Source organism: Streptomyces sp. NPDC031121 (assembly GCF_055570615.1).
On sequence record NZ_JBVIGV010000008.1, the window covers coordinates 143,187 to 162,677 of the forward strand.

The 19,491-nt window shown below is 72.8% G+C and carries 14 protein-coding genes; 10 read left to right on the forward strand and 4 right to left on the reverse strand.

Annotated elements, in window-relative coordinates; translation table 11 throughout:
- Positions 1-89 precede the first annotated feature (89 nt).
- Positions 90-2,588 carry an HAD-IC family P-type ATPase gene (locus tag ACZ462_RS16710; RefSeq protein WP_467803505.1) on the forward strand — a complete coding sequence of 833 codons (2,499 nt, stop codon included), beginning with the start codon at positions 90-92 and terminating at the stop codon, positions 2,586-2,588.
- Positions 2,589-2,762: 174 nt separating this feature from the next.
- Here the strand turns inward: ACZ462_RS16710 and ACZ462_RS16715 are convergent, their stop codons facing one another.
- Both ACZ462_RS16715 and ACZ462_RS16720 read right to left on the reverse strand, forming a co-directional pair.
- A complete protein-coding gene (locus tag ACZ462_RS16715) occupies positions 2,763-2,981 on the reverse strand; it encodes a hypothetical protein (RefSeq protein WP_467803504.1) in 219 nt (72 codons plus the stop codon).
- Between the two features lie 22 nt (positions 2,982-3,003).
- Entirely contained in the window at positions 3,004-4,341 is a 1,338-nt protein-coding gene (locus ACZ462_RS16720; protein WP_467803503.1) for a transcriptional regulator, read from the reverse strand.
- Between the two features lie 419 nt (positions 4,342-4,760).
- On the opposite strand from ACZ462_RS16720, the gene ACZ462_RS16725 reads away from it, so the two are divergent.
- The 8 genes from ACZ462_RS16725 (at position 4,761) to ACZ462_RS16760 (ending at position 11,824) form a co-directional block, all read left to right on the forward strand.
- The gene (locus tag ACZ462_RS16725; protein WP_467803502.1) at positions 4,761-4,964 is read left to right on the forward strand and encodes a hypothetical protein; all 204 of its coding nucleotides are present in this window, start codon (positions 4,761-4,763) and stop codon (positions 4,962-4,964) included.
- A gap of 144 nt (positions 4,965-5,108) precedes the next feature.
- Complete coding sequence (locus ACZ462_RS16730; RefSeq protein WP_467803501.1) at positions 5,109-6,188, forward strand: sugar-transfer associated ATP-grasp domain-containing protein; 1,080 nt, start codon at positions 5,109-5,111, stop codon at positions 6,186-6,188.
- Positions 6,189-6,201: 13 nt separating this feature from the next.
- Complete coding sequence (locus ACZ462_RS16735; protein WP_467803499.1) at positions 6,202-7,131, forward strand: hypothetical protein; 930 nt, start codon at positions 6,202-6,204, stop codon at positions 7,129-7,131.
- A gap of 51 nt (positions 7,132-7,182) precedes the next feature.
- Positions 7,183-8,562 carry a cysteine--tRNA ligase gene (gene cysS, locus ACZ462_RS16740; RefSeq protein ID WP_467803497.1) on the forward strand — a complete coding sequence of 460 codons (1,380 nt, stop codon included), beginning with the start codon at positions 7,183-7,185 and terminating at the stop codon, positions 8,560-8,562.
- Positions 8,559-9,128 carry a 2OG-Fe(II) oxygenase gene (locus tag ACZ462_RS16745; protein WP_467803496.1) on the forward strand — a complete coding sequence of 190 codons (570 nt, stop codon included), beginning with the start codon at positions 8,559-8,561 and terminating at the stop codon, positions 9,126-9,128. Before cysS ends, ACZ462_RS16745 begins: the two co-directional genes overlap by 4 nt.
- Before the next feature lie 54 nt (positions 9,129-9,182).
- Complete coding sequence (locus tag ACZ462_RS16750) at positions 9,183-10,355, forward strand: serine hydrolase domain-containing protein (RefSeq protein ID WP_467803494.1); 1,173 nt, start codon at positions 9,183-9,185, stop codon at positions 10,353-10,355.
- A gap of 185 nt (positions 10,356-10,540) precedes the next feature.
- Positions 10,541-11,107: a DUF4291 domain-containing protein gene (locus tag ACZ462_RS16755; RefSeq protein WP_467803493.1), complete on the forward strand. Its 567-nt coding sequence runs from the start codon at positions 10,541-10,543 to the stop codon at positions 11,105-11,107.
- Positions 11,108-11,278: 171 nt separating this feature from the next.
- Positions 11,279-11,824, forward strand: coding sequence for an AAA family ATPase (locus tag ACZ462_RS16760; protein ID WP_467803492.1), 546 nt, complete (start codon positions 11,279-11,281; stop codon positions 11,822-11,824).
- Positions 11,825-12,060: 236 nt separating this feature from the next.
- Here ACZ462_RS16760 and ACZ462_RS16765 read toward each other — a convergent pair whose 3' ends face one another.
- Positions 12,061-15,204: a sacsin N-terminal ATP-binding-like domain-containing protein gene (locus ACZ462_RS16765; protein ID WP_467803491.1), complete on the reverse strand. Its 3,144-nt coding sequence runs from the start codon at positions 15,202-15,204 to the stop codon at positions 12,061-12,063.
- 287 nt (positions 15,205-15,491) lie between these two features.
- Positions 15,492-16,610: a phosphoserine transaminase gene (gene serC, locus ACZ462_RS16770; protein ID WP_467803489.1), complete on the reverse strand. Its 1,119-nt coding sequence runs from the start codon at positions 16,608-16,610 to the stop codon at positions 15,492-15,494.
- An 85-nt stretch (positions 16,611-16,695) separates the two neighbouring features.
- On the opposite strand from serC, the gene ACZ462_RS16775 reads away from it, so the two are divergent.
- Positions 16,696-19,473: an FAD-binding and (Fe-S)-binding domain-containing protein gene (locus ACZ462_RS16775; protein ID WP_467803488.1), complete on the forward strand. Its 2,778-nt coding sequence runs from the start codon at positions 16,696-16,698 to the stop codon at positions 19,471-19,473.
- Positions 19,474-19,491: the final 18 nt, after the last annotated feature.

Consider the following 19,491-nt stretch of genomic DNA (forward strand, 5'->3'; position numbering starts at 1 on the left):
CGACCGGAGGACGATTTCTGTCATACCGAAGTCGGATCTTCCTATCGTTCGGCGGGTGAAGCGGCAGTTCCGGCTCTAACGTCGAAAGCATGACGCAGCGGGCGAAGATCGAATCCGACGGCCCCGAACCGGGCGGCGAAACCGGAACCGGAACCGGGACCGGGACCGGAACCGACGGCGGCATCGACGCGGGCGCCGAACTCGACCCCGTCCACCCCGTCAGCCCGCCCGCGCCCGCCCCCCGCTTCCGGCCCGGCGGCCTGACCACCGCGGAGGTCGCCGAGCGCGTCGCCCGCGGCGACGTCAACGACGTGCCCGTCCGCTCGTCCCGCTCCGCCGCCGACATCGTCCGCGCGAACGTCTTCACCCGCTTCAACGCCATCATCGGCGTCCTGTGGGTGGTCATGCTGATCGTCGCCCCGCTCCAGGACAGCCTCTTCGGCTACGTCATCCTCGCCAACACCGGCATCGGCATCATCCAGGAACTCCGCGCCAAGAAGACCCTCGACAGCCTCGCCGTCATAGGCGAGGCCAAACCCGGCGTCCGCCGCGACGGCCGCACCGCCGAGGTGTCCACCTCCGAGATCGTCCTCGACGACGTCATCGAACTCGGCCCCGGCGACAAGGTCGTCGTCGACGGCGTCGTCGGCGAGGCCGACGGCCTGGAGATCGACGAGTCCCTCCTCACCGGCGAGGCCGACCCCGTCCTCAAACAGCCCGGCGACCCCGTCATGTCCGGCTCCTTCGTCGTCGCCGGCGGCGGCGCCTTCACCGCCACCAAGGTCGGCCGCGAGGCCTACGCCGCCCAGCTGGCCGAAGAGGCCACCCGCTTCACCCTCGTCCACTCCGAGCTGCGCTCCGGCATCTCCACCATCCTCAAGTACGTCACGTGGATGATGGTCCCCACCTCCATCGGGCTCATCGTCAGCCAGCTCGTCGTCAAGGACACCAACCTCAAGGACTCCATCGCCCGCACCGTCGGCGGCATCGTCCCGATGATCCCCGAAGGCCTGGTCCTGCTCACCTCCGTCGCCTTCGCGATCGGCGTCATCCGGCTCGGCCGCAAGCAGTGCCTGGTGCAGGAGCTGCCCGCCATCGAAGGCCTCGCCCGCGTCGACGTCGTCTGCCTCGACAAGACCGGCACCCTCACCGAGGGCGGCATGGACGTCACCGAGCTGCGCCCCCTCGGCGGCGCCGAGCCCGCCTACGTCAGGAAGGTCCTCGGCGCGCTCGGCGAATCCGACCCGCGCCCCAACGCCAGCCTCCAGGCGATCATCGACGCCTACCCCGACAGCGCTGACTGGCGCTGCACCGAATCACTGCCGTTCTCCTCCGCCCGCAAGTACAGCGGCGCCTGCTTCAGCGAGGGCGACGGCGAAAGCTCCACCTGGCTCCTCGGCGCCCCCGACGTCCTCCTCCCGCCCGGCGACCCCGCCCTCGACGAGATCGACACCCTCAACGAGCAGGGCCTGCGCGTCCTGCTGCTCGCCCGCGCCGCCCGCGAACTCGACGACGACCGCGTCGCCGCCGGAGCCCGCCCCACCGCCCTCGTCGTCCTGGAGCAGCGGCTGCGCCCCGACGCCGCGGACACCCTGCGCTACTTCGAGGAGCAGGACGTCCGCGCCAAGGTCATCTCCGGGGACAACGCGGTCTCCGTCGGCGCGGTCGCCGGCAAGCTCGGCCTGCCCGGCGCCGAGAACACCGTCGACGCCCGCCGCATGCCGGCCGAGCGGGACGGCATGGCCCGCGTCCTCGACGGCAACTCCGTCTTCGGGCGGGTCACCCCGCAGCAGAAGCGGGACATGGTCGGCGCCCTCCAGTCCCGCGGCCACACCGTCGCCATGACCGGCGACGGCGTCAACGACGTGCTCGCCCTCAAGGACGCCGACATCGGCGTCAGCATGGGCTCGGGCTCGGAGGCGACCCGGGCGGTCGCGCAGATCGTCCTGCTGAACAACAGCTTCTCCACCCTGCCGTCGGTGGTCGCCGAGGGCCGCCGCGTCATCGGCAACATCACCCGAGTGGCGACCCTCTTCCTCACCAAGACCGTCTACTCGGTGCTGCTGGCGATCCTGGTCGTCTGCTCGCAGGTCGAGTACCCGTTCCTGCCGCGGCACCTGACCCTGCTGTCGACGCTGACCATCGGCGTCCCCGCGTTCTTCCTCGCCCTGGCCCCCAACAAGGAGCGGGCCCGCCCCCACTTCGTGAAACGGGTGATGCGGTACGCGATCCCCGGCGGGCTCGTCGCGGCCGTCGCCACCTTCACCGCGTACCTGGTCGCCCGCCACCACTACAGCGGCCCGGAAGCCCTCCAGGCCGAGACGAGCGCCGCGACGCTCACGCTGTTCCTCACCTCGATGTGGGTCCTGGCGATCATCGCCCGCCCGTACACGTGGTGGCGGGTCGCCCTGGTCGGGACGATGGGCGGGGCGTTCCTGCTGGTGCTGGTCGTGCCGTGGCTCCAGGACTTCTTCCAGCTGAGGCTGGTCGGCACGCAGATGCCGTGGACGGCGGTCGCCATCGCGGTGGCGGCGTCGGCCCTGATCGAGGGCCTCTTCCGCTGGGTCGACCACCGCTTCCCGGCATAGGGCGGGGCTACGCCCCGCGGCGGGGCCGCGGCTTCAACGGCCGCAGCGGAATGCGCTCACACCCGGCATGCACCCAGCAGTCCGGCAGCGCCCCCGACGCCGAATGCCGCACGATCCGGATCCCCTCGCCGTGGACCGGCTCCTGGCAGACGACGCAGATCCGCCCCGCCGGCGTCACCGCCCGCCCGCCGGCGGCGGACAGGCGAACACGTCGGCGTCGAGCAGCATGGCCCCGTCCCGCCCGAGGACCGGCCCCCGGTAGACGGCCCCCACCCCGAGCGCCTTCCCACAGGCGACACACGCCCGCCCGAGCGCCTGCTCGGCGCTCAGGTCCCAGAAGTCGTCGGGCAGCGGCGCCTTGTGGCAGGCGGCGGTGGACTCGCGGGTCTCCATGGCAGAGCGCTCCCTACGGTCGTCAGCCAATGGCAAGGGCATGGAGGCGTTCGCGGAACTCTCGTACGGCCGGCACTGCAGAGTGCGGTTCGAGACGGCGGCTGAATTTGGTCAGGCGGACATGTGCCCGGTCGGAGCGGACCCGGTTCTCCAGCAGCTCCAGACCGAGGCTGGCGGCGTCGAGAGCGCCGTCGAGGTCTCGGGCAGCCAGTCGTGCCGTGGCGAGGCGGCCGGAGCGTACGGCGCGATCGCGCGGGACGGCCTGATCCACCGCGACCGCGAGGGCGCTGGTGGCGCGCTCGGGGAAGCCGGAGCGGAGCATGATCTTGCCCTCAGTGGACTTGAGCTGCGCCTCGCCATACCAGCCGAGCCAGTCGGGACGGTCACCTTCGACGTATGCGCCCCACAGGTCGTAGGCCCTGTTGAGGGACCTGGCGGCCGCCTCGTGCTGGGTGTCTCGGGACAGAGCCTCGGCTTGGTGGAGGTGGAGGTAAGAGGCCGCCGCCGCAGGGAGGGCCGACGGGGCGTTGCCGATGGCGGTGTCGATGAGCTTCACACGCGCGGCTGTGTCCCCTGAGTCGGAGATGTGGACTCCCATCTCGGCGAGGATGAAGGCGCCAAAGCCATCGTCCTTGGCGCTGTGGGCGCTGCGGAGGGCTCCGACGTAGTAGCGCTGGCCGAGGGAGCGGAGGCCCTTGTCGTAGGCCATCCATCCGGCGAGGTAGGACACGCGGGCTGCCGTGGCGTAGAGGCGGTGTTCGATGGCGTCGGTGTAGCGGCCGTGGTCGAGGAGGCTGGTGATCAGTGCAAGGTCGCTGGTGGCCTGGTCCAGGAGGCGGGCGCCGCCCATCTGGTCGTCGAGCGTGCGGAGGGTGTCCACGCGCGCTTCGATGGTGGTCACCATTGCGTCGGTGACACAGTCGCCGTCAACTGCCGAGGCGAACGCCTCAGGTGCGGCCGCCCAGTTGGCGGCGACTCCCGTCAGCGCGACGCCGGTGATGGACAGGAATCCCCGACGATCCATGTGACCGCTCCTGACCAGATCAGCGAACACCTTCACGGTGCCGGTCGGAGTCCACGGTGACGCCAGGGCCGTCGACTCCCAGGCAGGTAGCCATCGAGGCCAGGCCGCCGAACGCATATGGTCCTCGGGGACGCCCAAGAGATCGGCGAGCACCCGTTGAGCATCAGCGTCAGGGCCCTGCCCCTGCTCCCACTTCCAGACCGTCGTCCGGTTGGTGGCCAGCGGTACGCCCAGTTGGGCCCCGCGTTCGCGCATGCGCCGGGCTAACTCGGCTTTGCCCCAGCCCTTGCCTTCTCGCACGTAGGTCAGTGGGTGCAGGGCCATCGGGTCAGACATCCCACCCTCCCCTCAGGTCGGTAGTCAGGAGGCTACCCCCCGTGCGTGCGGGAAACGGGGGTTTTGCTCGCTGGAGGAACCCCCTGGAAACGTTCCGGGCGCGTGGTCCACGGCCGTTCACTGGGCCTCACGCCGTTCGGAGCTGAGCATCCGGGTTAACCGGCTCCCCCGCCCGCTCCGAACGGCTCCCAGGACCGCAGCCCGTCATCGACGTCCCTCGCGTGGGTGACGGGCTGCACCGCCCCCGAGGAGATCGTGATGAGCCAGTCTCTGCCCGTCCGTACACCCGGTGATACCGGACGACAGCCCACGGTTCCCAAGCCGCCAGCCGGTCCGAGCCCGGCCCTCCGTGCCCGCGACGAGTCCGGGTGGGAGAGATTCCTCCGTCGCGCAGCGAGCGACCGCGAGGAGTCCGAGCGGTGAATCCGGTCGACGCCGAAGGCCGGGAGGACCACCCCCTCCTTCACCACCTGGTCCGCGACATCGCGAGCCGGGGTGAGGGGGAGCTGACGGCTGTCGTCCACGAGAGGCACGGCGGCCGGCTCATCCGTATCGCCCACATCCAGCCCGCGAACGGCATCGGCTGGTCGACGGCCGCCGACAACATCGGGCCCGCCCAATGAGGCAGCGCCTCGCTGTCGTGGCCTACGTGATCGTTGTCAGTGCGCTCGTCGTCACGCTGGCCATCGCCGGAACCCCCGACCACTGAAAACGGGAGGAGCACCATGAGACCTACCGCGAACCGCGGCTTCAACCACCGCCAGGCCGTGACCGAGGAGTGGTTCCGCACCCGGGTTCTTCCTCGCGTGTCCGGCGCGCGGTTTCTCCCCTACCAGGTGCGGCAGCTGCGGCATGAGCACCTTCCCGCGATGTTGCGCGAAGAGGACAGGAAGAGCCTGGCCCGCATCGCCGGCGACTTGGTCAAGGTCTCCGTGCGGTGGCGCTGCCTGCCCTTCCACTACTTCCGCTACGGAGGGTACCGGCGCGAGGTGTCCGCCGAAGGGGCCTGCTCGTACTTGCCGGAGAGCGCGCTGTTCCACCGGCTCCTTCCCCGCGTGAACCGGGACGCGATCGACCTGGACGACAAGACGTCCTGCAAGAGGATCCTTGCCTCCGCCGGCATCCCGCAGCCCTCGCTCATCGCGAGCGGTGACCGCCGCACGGGTCTGACGTCCGACGGTTATGTGGTGCCGCTGACGGAGGTCCTCGACCACGCTTCGGGCCTCGGCCGCGTGGTGGTCAAGCCCTCCCGCTACTCCAGCGGTGGGTCCGGCGTTGCAATCGTGCGGCCCGGCGAGGACGCCTTCGACCTGCCGGCCTACGCGCAGCGGTGGGGCACGTGGCTTGTGGAGCAGCACGTGCCGCAGCACCCCGACCTGGACGTGCTGAACCCGTACGCCCTCAACACGTTCCGTGTGATCACCCTGCTGCGCGAAGGCAAAGCCGAGGCCCTGTACGTGTTGTTGAAGCTCGGCGAGGCCGAGAGCACCACGGACAATTCGGCCGCCGGCGGCATGCAGATCCGTGTTCATCCCGACGGAAGGCTCGACGGTCACGGGTACGACCGGTACCTGAACGCCCACACCCGTCACGGGGTCAGTTCGGTGCCGTTCGCCGCCCACCGGATCTCCCGCATGACGGAGGTCCGAGAGCTGGCCGAGCGCTGTGCCCGCCTGTTCCCGCAGGTGCCCTTCATCGGCTGGGACATCGCACTGACGCCCGGCGGACCCGTGGTCATCGAGGGCAACAGCAGCCCCTCCCTCGCACACATCCAGCGCACCCATGGCGGCGTCGCGCTGGAGCTCGTTCCCGCGCTCCGCTCCGCGATGGATCGCCCGATCATCTGACCAAGGAGTTCCCGTGGAAAACCTGAGAATGCAGGCCCGCGCCGCGGCCGGAGGTCTGCTCGACACGCTCAAGACGATGCCCGAGGTCCAGGCGCTCTACGTCCTGTCCTCCTCGGCGGTCGCGCCCCGCAACGTCACCCGCTTCAGCACCGACTCCGACTTCGACCTGGCCGTCATCCTCGACGTCCCGCTCAAGGAGGACGAGTGGAGGCCGCGGCCAGCGGACACGTACGCCCTGGTCCACGACCGGCTCCCCGCCTGGATCCCGGAGTTCAGCTTCCACCTGCCGGTCCCCTGGGGACGCATGGAGGTCAACGTCCACCAGCTCCTCTTCCAGTACGAGGCCGACCCGCGCACGACGTGGAACAGCGACAGGTGCGACGCCTACGGGAACAAGGGCGAGCCGCTGTTCGACCGCGGGGAAGCCTTCGGGGCACTGATCTCCCACAAGACGCGCGAGCAGCTCCAGCGCCTGGAGGGCGAGACCTACCGGCTGCACAACCGGATCACCTGGGACGTGCGCGAGATCCCGCTGCGCATGGCGCGGCGAGTCGGAGTGCCCACGGGCCACTTCGTCCTATCCGGGGCGCTGGACGAGGTCGTGGACTGGATGTACGCCCGCTCGGGCCAGCTGCTGCCGAACATGAAGTGGAAGCTGTACTCCCTCGGCGCACTCGGCCTGATCAGCAGCGAACAGGAAAACCTGCTGATCGAGGCCCAGCAGTGCGACCCGCTGTCGATGGTCGACCTGGAGCGGCGGTGCGAGGCCCTGAGCGAGTTCTGCCGCGTGGTCGGGATGGACCTCAGCCCCGGGGCGATCGAGGCCGTGCGGAAGGCGTACCAGCAGGCCAACCACCACCTTCTCGGGGAGAAGGCGGCGATCTTCGCCACTCTGCCGTCCCCGCGATTCGTTCCGTTCGGCGGGCGCGGCGGTTCCGGTTAGGCGCTTATGTCCGGGCGTCAGTACGCTGCGTGATCCGCTTACACAGGAGGCATGATGTCGATCAAGGTCCACAACACGCTGACCGGCCAGACCGAGGAGTTCCGCCCCGAGCGGGAGGCCGAGGTGCGGATGTTCGTGTGCGGACCCACCGTGTACGGCCCGAGCCACGTCGGGCACGCGAAGACGTACACGCAGTTCGACTTCATCGCCCGGTACCTGGAGGCGAGCGGGTACAGGGTCACGTACCTCCAGAACATCACCGACGTCGACGACAAGATCATCCGGCGGTCGGCGGAGGAGGGCGTCCCGCCGGAGGAGATCGCGGCGCTCTTCGAGAAGCAGTACCTGGAGGACATGGCCGCGCTGGGGAACACCCGTGTCGACGTACATGCGCGGGCCCACGACCACATTGACGGGATCGTGGACCAGATCAAGCGGCTGATCGAGCGAGGCCACGCCTACCAGCTCGACGACGGCTGGTACTTCGACCTGGCCTCGTTCCCCGCGTACGGCAAGCTCTCCGGCCGCACCGATCTCCGGCCCGAGGACTCGGTGTCGCGGATCGACGACAACTCGAAGAAGCGCAACCCGGGCGACTTCGCGCTGTGGAAGGGCCGCAAGGACGGCGAGCCGTTCTGGGAGACCGAGCTTGGCCCGGGGCGGCCGGGGTGGCACATCGAGGACACCGCGATCACGGAGACGTTCTTCGGACCCTCGTACGACCTGCACGGCGGCGCCGTCGACCTCATCTTCCCGCACCACGAGGCCGAGGTGGCGCAGATGGAAGCCGCCTCCGGGATCGAGCCGCTGGCCCGCTACTGGATGCACACCGGCCTGCTGCGGGTCGACGGCGAGAAGATGTCGAAGAGCACCGGCAACTTCCTCACCATCCGCGATGCCCTCGCCCGGACAGACTTCCGCACACTGCGGCACGCCTTCCTCTCCCAGCACTATCGCTCCTCCATGGAGCTGAACGACTCCACCCTGGAGCAGGCCCGAGGGGCACGCCGCCGGATCGAGAACTTCGCCCGGACCATCGACCCCGCGCACACCGACAGCCCGGCGAACGCCGCACGGGCGACGGACGCCTGGAAGGAGATGCGCGAGCGCCTGGACGACGACTTCGACACCCCCGGTGCCCTCGCCGTCCTGTTCCAGTACATCCGCGAGCAGAACCGCACGGAGGAACTGGCCGGCCCGGCCGCCCTGCGGCTGATCGAGGACGTCAACAACCTCTTCGGAACCTTCGACATCCCCGGCTCCGCCCAGAGCGACGCCGCCGTCGACGAACTCGTGAAGGAACGCGACCGGCTCCGCGCGGCGAAGAAGTTCGCCGAGGCCGACGCGATCCGCGACCAGCTCACCCAGCAGGGCGTCGTCCTTGAGGACTCGCCCGAAGGCACCCGTTGGTGGAAGGAGACCACCTCATGACCTGGAAGAGCCGCTTACCGCTCGTCGTAGAGAGCGCCATCCCCCTCAGCCTCTGCGGAGCGCTGATGGACCACATGAAGAACCACACCGCCCGCCCCCGCACCTACCAGGGCGTCATCGACAAAACGCTGCGCAAGAGCGAGTACGTCGAGATCCCGAGGCACCTGGAGGAGGCGGTCATCTCCCACTGCGCCGCCCACATCCGCAGCCACTTCGAGATCACCCCGACGCGCATACCCAGCCAGCCAGCGGTCGTCTACCGCTACGGCCCCGGCGTCGGCTTCGTCGCCCACCACGACGAGGTCACCGACATCGAGCGCGAGCGGGCCCGGACCAACGGACAGCCCGTCGTCGGCGGCGACCTCACCCTCGTGGTCTGGCTCAACACACCGGACTCCTACGGCGGCGGCGAGCTGTTCTTCGAGAACCCCGCCCAGGAGATCAAGCCGTCTTGCGGCACCCTGGTCGCCTTCCCCGCCACCCGCGACCACATCCACGGCGTACGGTCGATCACGAGGGGCGAACGCGTGACGCTCGTCGTACGCGTCGACGCCGACTGCCTCTGAGCAGATGCCAGTTCCCCTGTCAGCCAGGGCAGCCCGGCTGCCAGGATGAGCGGTATGACGGCCATCCACGGTGAGGTAGCGCCCGGGTTCGAACCGGTCCGCGAGGCGTTCGCAGCGAACTTCACCCAGCACGGGGACATCGGTGCGGCCGTGTGCGTCTACCGGCACGGCCGGCCGGTGGTCGACCTGTGGGGTGGCGTCGCCGACGTCGACACCGGCCGTCCGTGGACGCGGGACACCTTGCAGTTGGTCTACTCGGCGACCAAGGGAGCCACGGCGACCGCGGCGCACATGCTGGTCGAGCGCGGCATGCTCGATCTTGACGCCCCGGTGGCGAAGTACTGGCCGGAGTTCGCGGCGAACGGCAAGGCGGACATTCCCGTCCGGTGGCTCCTGTCCCACCAGGCCGGCCTGGTCGCTCTCGATCAACCGCTGCCGCTGGTCGAGGCGCTGGCCTGGGACCCCATGGCAGCAGCGCTGGCAGCCCAACGCCCGCTGTGGACTCCGGGAACTGCACACGGGTACCACGGTCGCACCTGGGGCTGGCTGGTCGGCGAAGTGATCCGCCGAGTGTCGGGCCGGTCGCCGGGCCGTTTCTTCGCCGACGAGATCGCGCGCCCCCTCGGGCTGGACTTCTTCATCGGCCTGCCGGCGAGCGAACGCGAGCGAGTCAGCCGCATGGCGTACCAGCGCCCGGCTGTGGACCTCACCACCGTGCCCGCCGAGGACGTTCCCGAAGAACTCCGCGAACAGGTCGCCGCCTGGCGCGACCCGAACTCCTTCAGCAACCGGGCCTTCGCGGTCACCAACCCGGCCGCGATCGACTTTGCCTCCCCCGAGGTGCAGGCCGCCGAACTCCCATCCTCCAACGGAATCGGCACCGCACAGGCACTCGCCCGCATGTACGCCGCCCTGATCGGCGAAGTCGACGGCGTACGCCTCCTTGCCCGGGAAACGTTGGCGTCGGCAACGGAAGAGCAGGCCAGCGGGAAGGACCAGGTGCTGCTGTTCCCGAGCCGGTTCGCCACCGGCTTCATGCTGCCGACCGAGGGCAACCTCATGACCGGCCCGAGCGCCTTCGGCCACACCGGCCGCGGCGGCTCACTCGCCTTCGCCGACCCGGAGCACGGCATCGCCTTCGGCTACGTGATGAACCACATCACCAGCGGGTCCGACGACGTACGCGCGGCTTCACTGACCGAAGCGGTCCGGAAGTCCCTGGTGTAGGCGACCGCCCTCAGCACGAAGCGGGATACCGGCTTACGCCGCCGACTCGATCTCGCCCGACGGATCGACGCGATCGTGTCCGCACACCAGGCCCTCCCGCTGGACTGACCCGGAGACGGAACTGCCCGTCAGGCGGGCGGAAATCGGGTCGCCGGGTCGGCGGAGCAGGTGGCAGGGTGCGGCGTATGGCGACGCAGTACCAGGTTCGGGCCGACTTCGACGCGCAGACCATCGTGGTCTACCAGGCGTACCCGCCCGCCATCGCCGATGCGGCGCTGCGGGCAGGGCGGTTCACCGCGCCGTTCTCGTTCCGGCGGATGACGTGGGTCAAGCCGTCGTTCCTGTGGCTGATGCACCGCAGCAACTGGGCCCGCAAACCCGGCCAAGAGCGGGTTCTCGCGGTGCGGATGACGCGGGAGGGCTGGGAGGAGGCGCTGTCGCGAGCCGTGCTGACGACCGCCGACCCGGCGGCCGTCGCCCGGGCGGCCGTGCACGTGCAGTGGGACCCGGAGCGCTCGCCGCGCGGGGCGGCGCTGAACCACTACAGCATCCAGGTCGGCATCGGCCGCCACCTGATCCGCACCTTCGCCGACGACTGGGTGGTCGGGCTGACCGACCTCACGCCCCGCGTCCGCAAGGCCGCGATCCTGGTCCAGGGCGGCCAGGCCGCGAAGGCACAGCGCCTGCTCCCCGCCGAGCGGCCGTACCCGCTGCCCCCGGCACTCGAAGCGGCCGTGTGCCGGGCCGGGTGAGGGCGGGCCGGGGCCGGTCGCGTCCGGCGCCGAACCGACCCGCGCCGAACCGAGCCGCGCGGCGCTCGACGGCGATACCCGGGCGGTCAGCGCCCAGGGGAAGCTGCGGCTACCGCTGATCCGCGCGCATGTGGTTCGCGTGGTTCGACTGCTCGGTGGCAGGGTGCAGTCATGAATCAAGCGGAGGTACTGCTCATCGGGGGCCGCGCCGGTGTCGGCAAGACGACGGTTGCATGGGAGGTCTCGGCACGACTGCGTGCAGCGATGGTTGCCCACTGTGTGATCGAAGGTGACTTCATGGGGCAGGCCCACCCCGCCCCGGAGGGGGACCCGCAGCGCAGGGGGATCACCGAGCGCAATCTGACTGCGCTCTGGTCGAACTATGCCGAGCTCGGGTACCGCCGCCTGATCTACACGAACACGGTGAGCGTCCTGGCCGAGAACGAGGGCATGTTCCGACGCGCCATGGGTGCGGATGCCAGGATCGTGCGGGTGGTGCTCACCGCCTCCGACGCCACCGCCCGCGAGCGGCTGACCGGCCGGGAACTGGGCTCGGAACTGGAGCAGGAGCTGCACGGCAGCGCCCGCAAGGCGCGGATTCTGGATGAGCACGCGCCCCCGGACACGGTACGGGTGGCGACTGACGGGCGGACCGTCGTCGACATCGCACGCGAGGTCGTGCGTGCCACCGGATGGCAGGCGAGCGTGTCCCGGTAGGTCCCTCGCCGGTCAGGGTCGGTTCGGCGGGTCCTCGGTCTTCCGCTCCGCCTCGCGGAGGCCGGGGCGCCGCCCGCCTGGCCCGCGGTGACGCGGAGCGCCAGGGGGGCGTGCACGGCCGTCGCCGGCGAGGTGCACTTTCGTGCTCAGGCCGGAGCGGGAGCGTCCGAGCGCGTGGCACGTTCCCCACCCCGTGAAAGGCCGGCGGCCGACCTGCCGAAGCGTCCGTTGCAGCACTAGTCGAACCAGCGGTCGCGGGCCAGTTCCGCCGTGCGGGACGGGTCTTCCAGGAGGGCGGCGACCTCGAAGCGGCGGGGCCATTGGCCTGCCGACCAGGCGAGGCCGGCGGCGACGCCCTCCAGGGTGGAGGCGTGCAGGACGCCGTCCGGGGTGCGGCGCCAGTCGAGTTCGACGCCGCCTGCGACCAGTTCGGCGTGTTCCAGGTACGTGCGGGGGGTGCCCGGGCCGAGGAGGATGCGGACGGCCTCCGGGACCTCGTGTTCCTCGCCCGGGGAGCTGACCTCGGCCGGGACGGTCTCCGACAGGCGGCGGACCTGGAGGAGGTCGGCCAGGTCGGCGGCGCGCGTCGGGGCCACGGGCAGGAGCGGCATGCCCGCCGTCAGCGGCAGCAGGTCGGGGGCGTCGGCGATGACCGCGTCGGCCGCGTCCACCACCGTGACCTCGCCGTCGACCACGGCGCGCAGGTCGTCCGGGAGGGTGACCTGCTCGGGGTCCAGGTCGGCCAGGGCCCCGTACAGGGCGTGGAGTTGGCGGTCGGTGACCTCGCGGTCGGGGTCGGCGAGGCGGCCGAGGAGTTCGGCGGCGCCGCCGGGCTCGTCCAGGAGGGCCGCGACGGAGGTGCGGACGCCGAGAGCGCGGAGGACCTGCTCGTCCTCGAAGCCGGTGGCGTCCGCGGCGGTGTAGAGGCCGACCAGCAGCGGGTCGGTGCCGGCGGCGCGCAGCCCGGCGGGGCGGCGGCCGTCGAGTACCGGGTGCCCGCGCAGCCACCAGGCGGTGTACGGGCGCACGGAGCGGGTGGTGCCGTCCGGGAGCAGGATCCGGACGGGCTGGGTGAGGGCGTCGCGGAGCGGCGGCTGGGCGAGCATGGCGAGGGCCTGCGGCCAGCAGTCGTCGTCGACGAGGTCGAGGTCGCGGACGGCGGTGATCTCGGTGGCGACGGGCGGCAGCGGGGTGTCGGGAAGCTGGTCCAGGACGTCCTCGCACCACACGTCGACGGCGTCGAGGAGGCCGACGTCGTCCGGTTCGGCGTAGTCGGTGTCGCGGGGCTCCAGCTCGTCCGGGTCGAGGACGACGTCGGCGGCGCGGACCAGCTGGAACTCGGCGAGCACCCCGCAGGCGGTCAGGGGCTGGGCGCCCCAGCGGTCGGCGAGTTCCGCGTCCACGTACGGGATCTCGTCCTCGCGGATGACGGAGGCGAGGGGGGAGCCGGGCAGCAGCAGTTCGCCGGCGGGGGTGGGTTCGCCGTCCTCGTCGGGCAGGGCGAGGGCGCCCAGCCAGGGTTCGTCGCCGGGGGCGAGGTCGGCGTCGCGGACCAGGCCGAGAACGATGTCGGCCAGCTCGTCGGGATCGAGGGCGTCCTCGTCCCAGATCTCACCGGCGTCGAGGGACGCGGCGACGGCGGCCCGCACCTGCGGGGTCGTCAGGATCGCGCGGGGCGTGGCGGGCAGGGCGCCGAGCTTCTCCAGCAGCGGGTGCGCGGCGTCCGGGTGGGCGACCTTCAGGCCGAGGCGGGCCAGGTCCTTCGGGGTGTCGGCCTCGGGCAGGAGGACGTGCCGCGGCCCGATGGTGGTGCGGCCGTCGGTGAGGGGGACGGGCAGCCCGGAGAGCCGGTCGGGGTCGACGCCGGCCAGGGTGCCGTACAGCCGGTGCCACCACTCGGGGGTGCGCTCGATGCCGGCGATCCGCTCGATGGCGTCGCCGAGCGGCAGCCGCCCGACGCCCAGGGTGCGCAGCTCGGTGCGCCGCTCCAGCCCGCCGGGCAGCAGCGTGGGCAGCACCTCGGCGAGTACGCGGACGGTGTCGGCCCCGGCGCCTTCGACGACCTCGGCCTCGAAGGGGCGCAGCGCGGCCCGTGCCGGCTCCTCCCCGGCGGTGTCCGCGCCGGTGGCGGCGGGGGCGGCGGGGGCGAGGAACGCGGTGCGGGGGAGCCGGGCGAGGACGGCGGTGCGCAGGGCGCCGTCGAGGGGGCCCTTGCCGAGCGGGCCGGGGACGAGGTCGAGGAGGCCGGTGGAGACGGGCTCCCAGGTGCCGAGGAGTTCGGCGTACGCGTCGGCGGCACGCTCGGTGAGGAAGTCGGTCAGCGGCCCCGGCGCGGGGTGCCGGCGGGCGGTGTCGAGCGGCAGGGTGGCGATGAGGAGGGCGGGGATGCCGAGCGGCTCGTCGGTGGGGGTCGGGGCGTGGACGACGGGCGCGGTGCCCGGGTGCAGCGGTGCGCCCTCGGTGTCGACGGGGACGGCCCAGGAGACGGTCCAGGAGGGGCGGAGGCGCTCTTCCACGGGCCGGTCCGCGAGCAGTGCGGGCGGGGTGGGGCCGGTGTGGCGGACGGTGCGCCAGCGGCGGGTCTCGCCGCGGGAGTCCTCGATCACGGTGTACGCGCCGTCGGCGCCGCGGCGCAGGGTGCGGGTGCCGTCCTGCGGGGTGTCGACGGTGATCTCGTGGAGCCCGGGCAGCGTCAGCAGCAGGGCGTCGTCGATGCCGGACAGCAGCCGCTGGGCGAGGTCCTCGGCGGCGGCGTCGCGCAGCGGGAGGACGACGACGGTGTCGTAGCCCTCGGGGGCGGTGCCCTCGGCGGGCAGGGGGAGGCGCAGAAGCGGGACGTGGCCGTCGCGGCGGCGGAGTTCGTCGCCGAGGCCGGGGCTGTGCGCGGCGGCCTCGCGGGCCAGTTCGCGGGCCTCGGCGAGGGACCAGCGGACGCCGCCGTGGCGGCCGAGGACGGCGGGCTCGTCGGAGACGGCGAGGACGGCGGCGAAGCCGACGCCGAAGCGGCCGACGGTGTCGCCGGAGGCGGCGGACTCGCGCTTGGCGGAGGCGCGCAGGGTGCTGAGGGATTCGACGCCGGCGGCGTCGAGGGGGGCGCCGGTGTTGGCGGCGGCGAGGACGGCGGGGCCCTCTTCGGCGGCGTGCAGGGTGAGCCGCAGGCGGCCGGGGACCTGCGCGCGGGCGGCGGCGTCGGCCGCGTTCTGCGCCAACTCGACGACGAGGCGGTCCCGGTAGCCGCCGAGGGCCAGGTCCTCCTCGGCGTTGGCGTCCTCGCGGAAGCGGGCCGGGCCCGCGCCCCACGAATCGAGGACCCCGCGCCGCAGCCGGGCCGTGCCGAAGGGGTCCACTCCGCCGGGGGCCGCCGTCACTCGCACGCTCACGCCGCTTCCTCCAAGAATTGCCGAGGTCTTGAAGGTATCGCGTGCACCACCCGGGCGGCGGGGCGGCCGGGCCCGGCCCGCCCCGGTCGGGGCGGGCTGGGGTGCCGGCAGGGCCGGGTCGCCCTTTTCCGGATCTCGCCTGACCCGCGCCGCCCGGGGCCGCGCCTCGCCGCGTTGCCGGGTCGTCCGCGTACCCCGGTACGCGGACGACCCTCCGCCTTGCGATGCACGGCACCGGACGACGCGGGCTTGACCGGCAAGTTCCGCAAAAGGCGCCCCGGGAGCCGTCAGAGCTTCTCGATCACGTGGTCGATGCAGGCCGTCAGCGCCTCGACGTCGGCCGGGTCGACGGCCGGGAACATCGCGATGCGCAGCTGGTTGCGGCCGAGCTTGCGGTACGGCTCGGTGTCGACGATGCCGTTGGCGCGGAGCACCTTGGCGACCGCGGCGGCGTCGACGTCGTCGGAGAAGTCGATGGTGCCGATGACGGAGGACCGCTTGGCGGGGTCCGCGACGAACGGGGCGGCGTACTTGGAGGCCTCCGCCCAGCCGTACAGGGTGCGGGCGCTGGCCGCCGTGCGGGCCGTCGCCCAGTCCAGGCCGCCCTGGCCGTTGATCCACTTCAGCTGCTGGTCCAGCAGGAACAGCGTCGACAGGGACGGCGTGTTGTACGTCTGGTTCTTCAGCGAGTTGTCGATCGCGGTCGGCAGGGAGAAGAACTCGGGGATGTGCCGGCCGGAGGCGTGGACGCGCGCGGCGCGCTCCAGGGCGGCGGGGGAGAACGCCGCGAGCCACAGGCCGCCCTCGGAGGCGAAGGACTTCTGCGGGGCGAAGTAGTAGACGTCGGTCTCGGTGATGTCCACCGGGAGGCCGCCGGCGCCCGAGGTGGCGTCCACCAGGACGAGCGAACCGGCGTCGGCGCCCTCGACTCGCCGGATCGGGGCGGCGACGCCCGTCGAGGTCTCGTTGTGGGTGTACGCGTACACGTCCACGCCGGCCTCGGCGACCGGGTCCGGGTGGGTGCCGGGGTCGGAGGAGATCACCGACGGCTCGTCCAGCCACGGCGCCAGCTTGGCGGCCTTCGCGAACTTCGAGGAGAACTCGCCGAAGGCGAGGTGCTGGGACTTGCGCTCGATGAGGCCGGCGGTCGCGATGTCCCAGAAGGCGGTGGAGCCGCCGTTGCCCAGGACCACCTCGTAGCCCTCGGGCAGGGAGAAGAGGTCCCGGATGCCCTGGCGTACCGAGCCGACCAGGTTCTTGACCGGGGCCTGGCGGTGGGAGGTGCCGAGCAGGGAGGTACCGGTGGCGGCGAGGGCGTCCAGCGCCTCGGTCCGCACCTTGGAGGGGCCCGCGCCGAAGCGTCCGTCGGCGGGCTTGATGTCAGCGGGAATCTGGATCTCAGCCACGGGCGGAGCGTATCCGGTCGCGGACCGTCCGTCGGAGGCGCGTCCACCCGGTGAGACGAGCGTCGCACGGTGGAAGGGTGGGGGTGTGAGCGATTCCGGTGACCTTGAGCGGACATTGCGGGGCGCCCTGCGCGGGGAGGTGGACTTCGGGGCCGGGGCGCGCGCCCTGGTGACGATGGACGCGTCGAACTACCGGCGGGTCCCCCTCGGGGTGGTCGCCCCGCGGGACACCGCGGACGTGGCGGAGGCGCTGCGGATCTGCGCGGACGCCGGGGTCCCGGTCGTGCCGCGCGGCGGCGGCACCTCCATCGCGGGCCAGGCGACGGGGACGGGCGTGGTGCTGGACCTGACCCGGCACATGGACGCCCTGGTGGCGGTGGACCCGGCGGCGCGGACCGCCGTCGTCCGGCCCGGCCTGGTCCTGGACCGGCTGCGGGAGGCGGTGCGGCCGCACGGGCTGGTGTTCGGCCCCGACCCGTCCACCCGCGCGCGCTGCACCCTCGGCGGGATGATCGGCAACAACGCGTGCGGGGCGCACTCGGTGGCGTGGGGGACCACCGCCGACAACGTCGCCGAGCTGGAGGTCGTCGCGTACGGGGGCGCCGTGCACCGCATCGGGACCGGCTGGGCGGGGGCTCCGGCCGGGCTGCGCGAGCTGGTGGCGGGCAGCCTGGAGGTGCTCCGGACGGGCATGGCGACCCCGGCGGGCGCGCGGTTCACGCGGCGGATCTCGGGCTACGGCGGCCTGGACGCGCTGCTGCCCGAGCGCGGCGTGCAGGTGGCCCGCGCGTTCTGCGGCAGCGAGGGCACCCTCGGCGTGGTCACCGAGGCGGTGGTCCGCCTCGTCGAGGCGCCCCGGGCCCCCGCCCTCGCGGTCCTCGGGTACGCCGACGAGGGCGCGGCCGCGGACGCGGCGGCGGGCCTCCTCCCGTACGGGCCGCTGACCGTCGAGGGGATGGCGGAGGACCTCGTCCCCGGTGCCGCGGGCGCGGGCCTCCTGCCCCGCGGCGCGGCCTGGCTGTTCGCGGAGATGCCCGACGAGGCGGCCGCGCGGCGCCTGGCCCGCGCGGCGGACGCGCTGGACGCGCTCGTCGTCGCCGACCCGGCCGGGCAGCGGGCGCTGTGGCGGATCCGGGAGGACGCCGCGGGCACCGCCACCCTGCTGCCGGGCGGCGGCCTGGCCTGGCCGGGCTGGGAGGACTGCGCGGTGCCGCCGGCCCGGCTCGGGGCGTACCTGCGGGAGTTCCGGGCGCTGCTCGCCGCGCACGGGCTGCGCGGGACCCCGTACGGGCACTTCGGCGAGGGCTGCGTGCACGTCCGGATCGGCTTCGACCTGGTCTCCCGGGAGGGCGTGGCCCGCTTCCGGGCCTTCTCGGGCGAACTCGCCGACCTGGTCGTCGCGCACGGCGGCTCGCTGTCGGGGGAGCACGGGGACGGGCAGGCGCGGGCGGAGCTGCTGCCGCGGATGTACGGGCCGCGGGTGATCGACCTGTTCGGCCGGTACAAGGACGTGTGGGATCCGCGCCGGGGGATGAACCCGGGCATCCTCGTGCGGCCCGCCCGGCTCGACGAGAACCTCCGCTTCGCGGTCCTGCCGTCCACCGGGCTCGCCGCGGAGGTCGCCCGCTGCGTCGGCGTCGCCAGGTGCCGGTCCGCGGACCCGGGCGCGGCCGGGGTGATGTGCCCCTCGTACCGGGTCACCGGCGAGGAGCGGCACTCCACGCGGGGCCGGGCGCGGCTGCTGCACGAGATGCTGGCCGGTGAGCTGCTGCCGGACGGCTGGCGGTCGGCGGAGGTCGCGGAGGCCCTCGACCTGTGCCTGGGCTGCAAGGGCTGCCGCAGCGACTGCCCGGTGGGCGTGGACATGGCCGCGTACAAGGCGGAGTTCCTCGACCGGCACTGGGCGGGCCGGATCCGGCCGCTCGCCCACTACACGCTGGGCGGCCTGCCCGGCTGGCTGCGGGTGCTCGCCGCGCTGCGGCTGGCGCGGCCGGCGGGGGCGCTGGCCCGGCTGCCGGGGGCGGCCCGGCTCGCCGGGCTGGAGCCGGGGCGCCGGCTGCCGGCGCCGGCGGCCCGGCCGTTCACCCGATGGTGGCGGGAGCGGGGCCCGTCCGGCGGGGCGGGCGAGGGCGTCCTGCTGTGGCCGGACACCTTCACCGAGTACCTGGCGCCGCAGGCCGGGCGGGCGGCCGTGGAGGTGCTGGAGGCGGCCGGGCTGCGGGTGGCGGTGCCGCGGGGGCGGGTGTGCTGCGGGCTGACGTACGTGTCCACCGGCCGCCTGGACCGGGCCCGCGCGGTGGCGCGCCGCACCCTGGACGCCGTCGGCCCGGTCCGCGGCCCCGTCGTCGTCCTGGAGCCCAGCTGTGCGGCCGCCCTGCGGGCCGACCTGCCGGCGCTGCTGCCGGACGACCCGCGGGCGGCGCGCCTCGCGGCGGCCGTGCGGACGTTCGCCGAGGCGCTGGAGGAGTACGCGCCCCGCTGGCGGCCCCCGCGCGTGGACCGGCCGGCGGTCGGGCAGACCCACTGCCACCAGCATGCCGTCCTGGGTGACGCCGCGGACCGGCGGCTGCGCGCGCTGGCCGGGCTGGAGGGCGGGCTCAGCGGCGGCTGCTGCGGCCTCGCCGGGAACTTCGGCTTCGAGCGGGGCCACCTGGAGGTGTCGCGGGCCTGCGCGGAGGAGCGGCTGCTGCCGTCGCTGCGGGCCGCCCCGCCCGGGGCGGTCGTCCTGGCCGACGGGTTCTCCTGCCGGACGCAGATCGCCGAGCTGGGCGGCGGCGTACGGGCCCTGCACCTGGCCGAGGCACTGGCCCGCGCCCTGCCGGAGCGGAATCCTCCGAAAGGGCGCCCACCCAGGCCGGTGTAAGGAAGCACATGCTGCGAC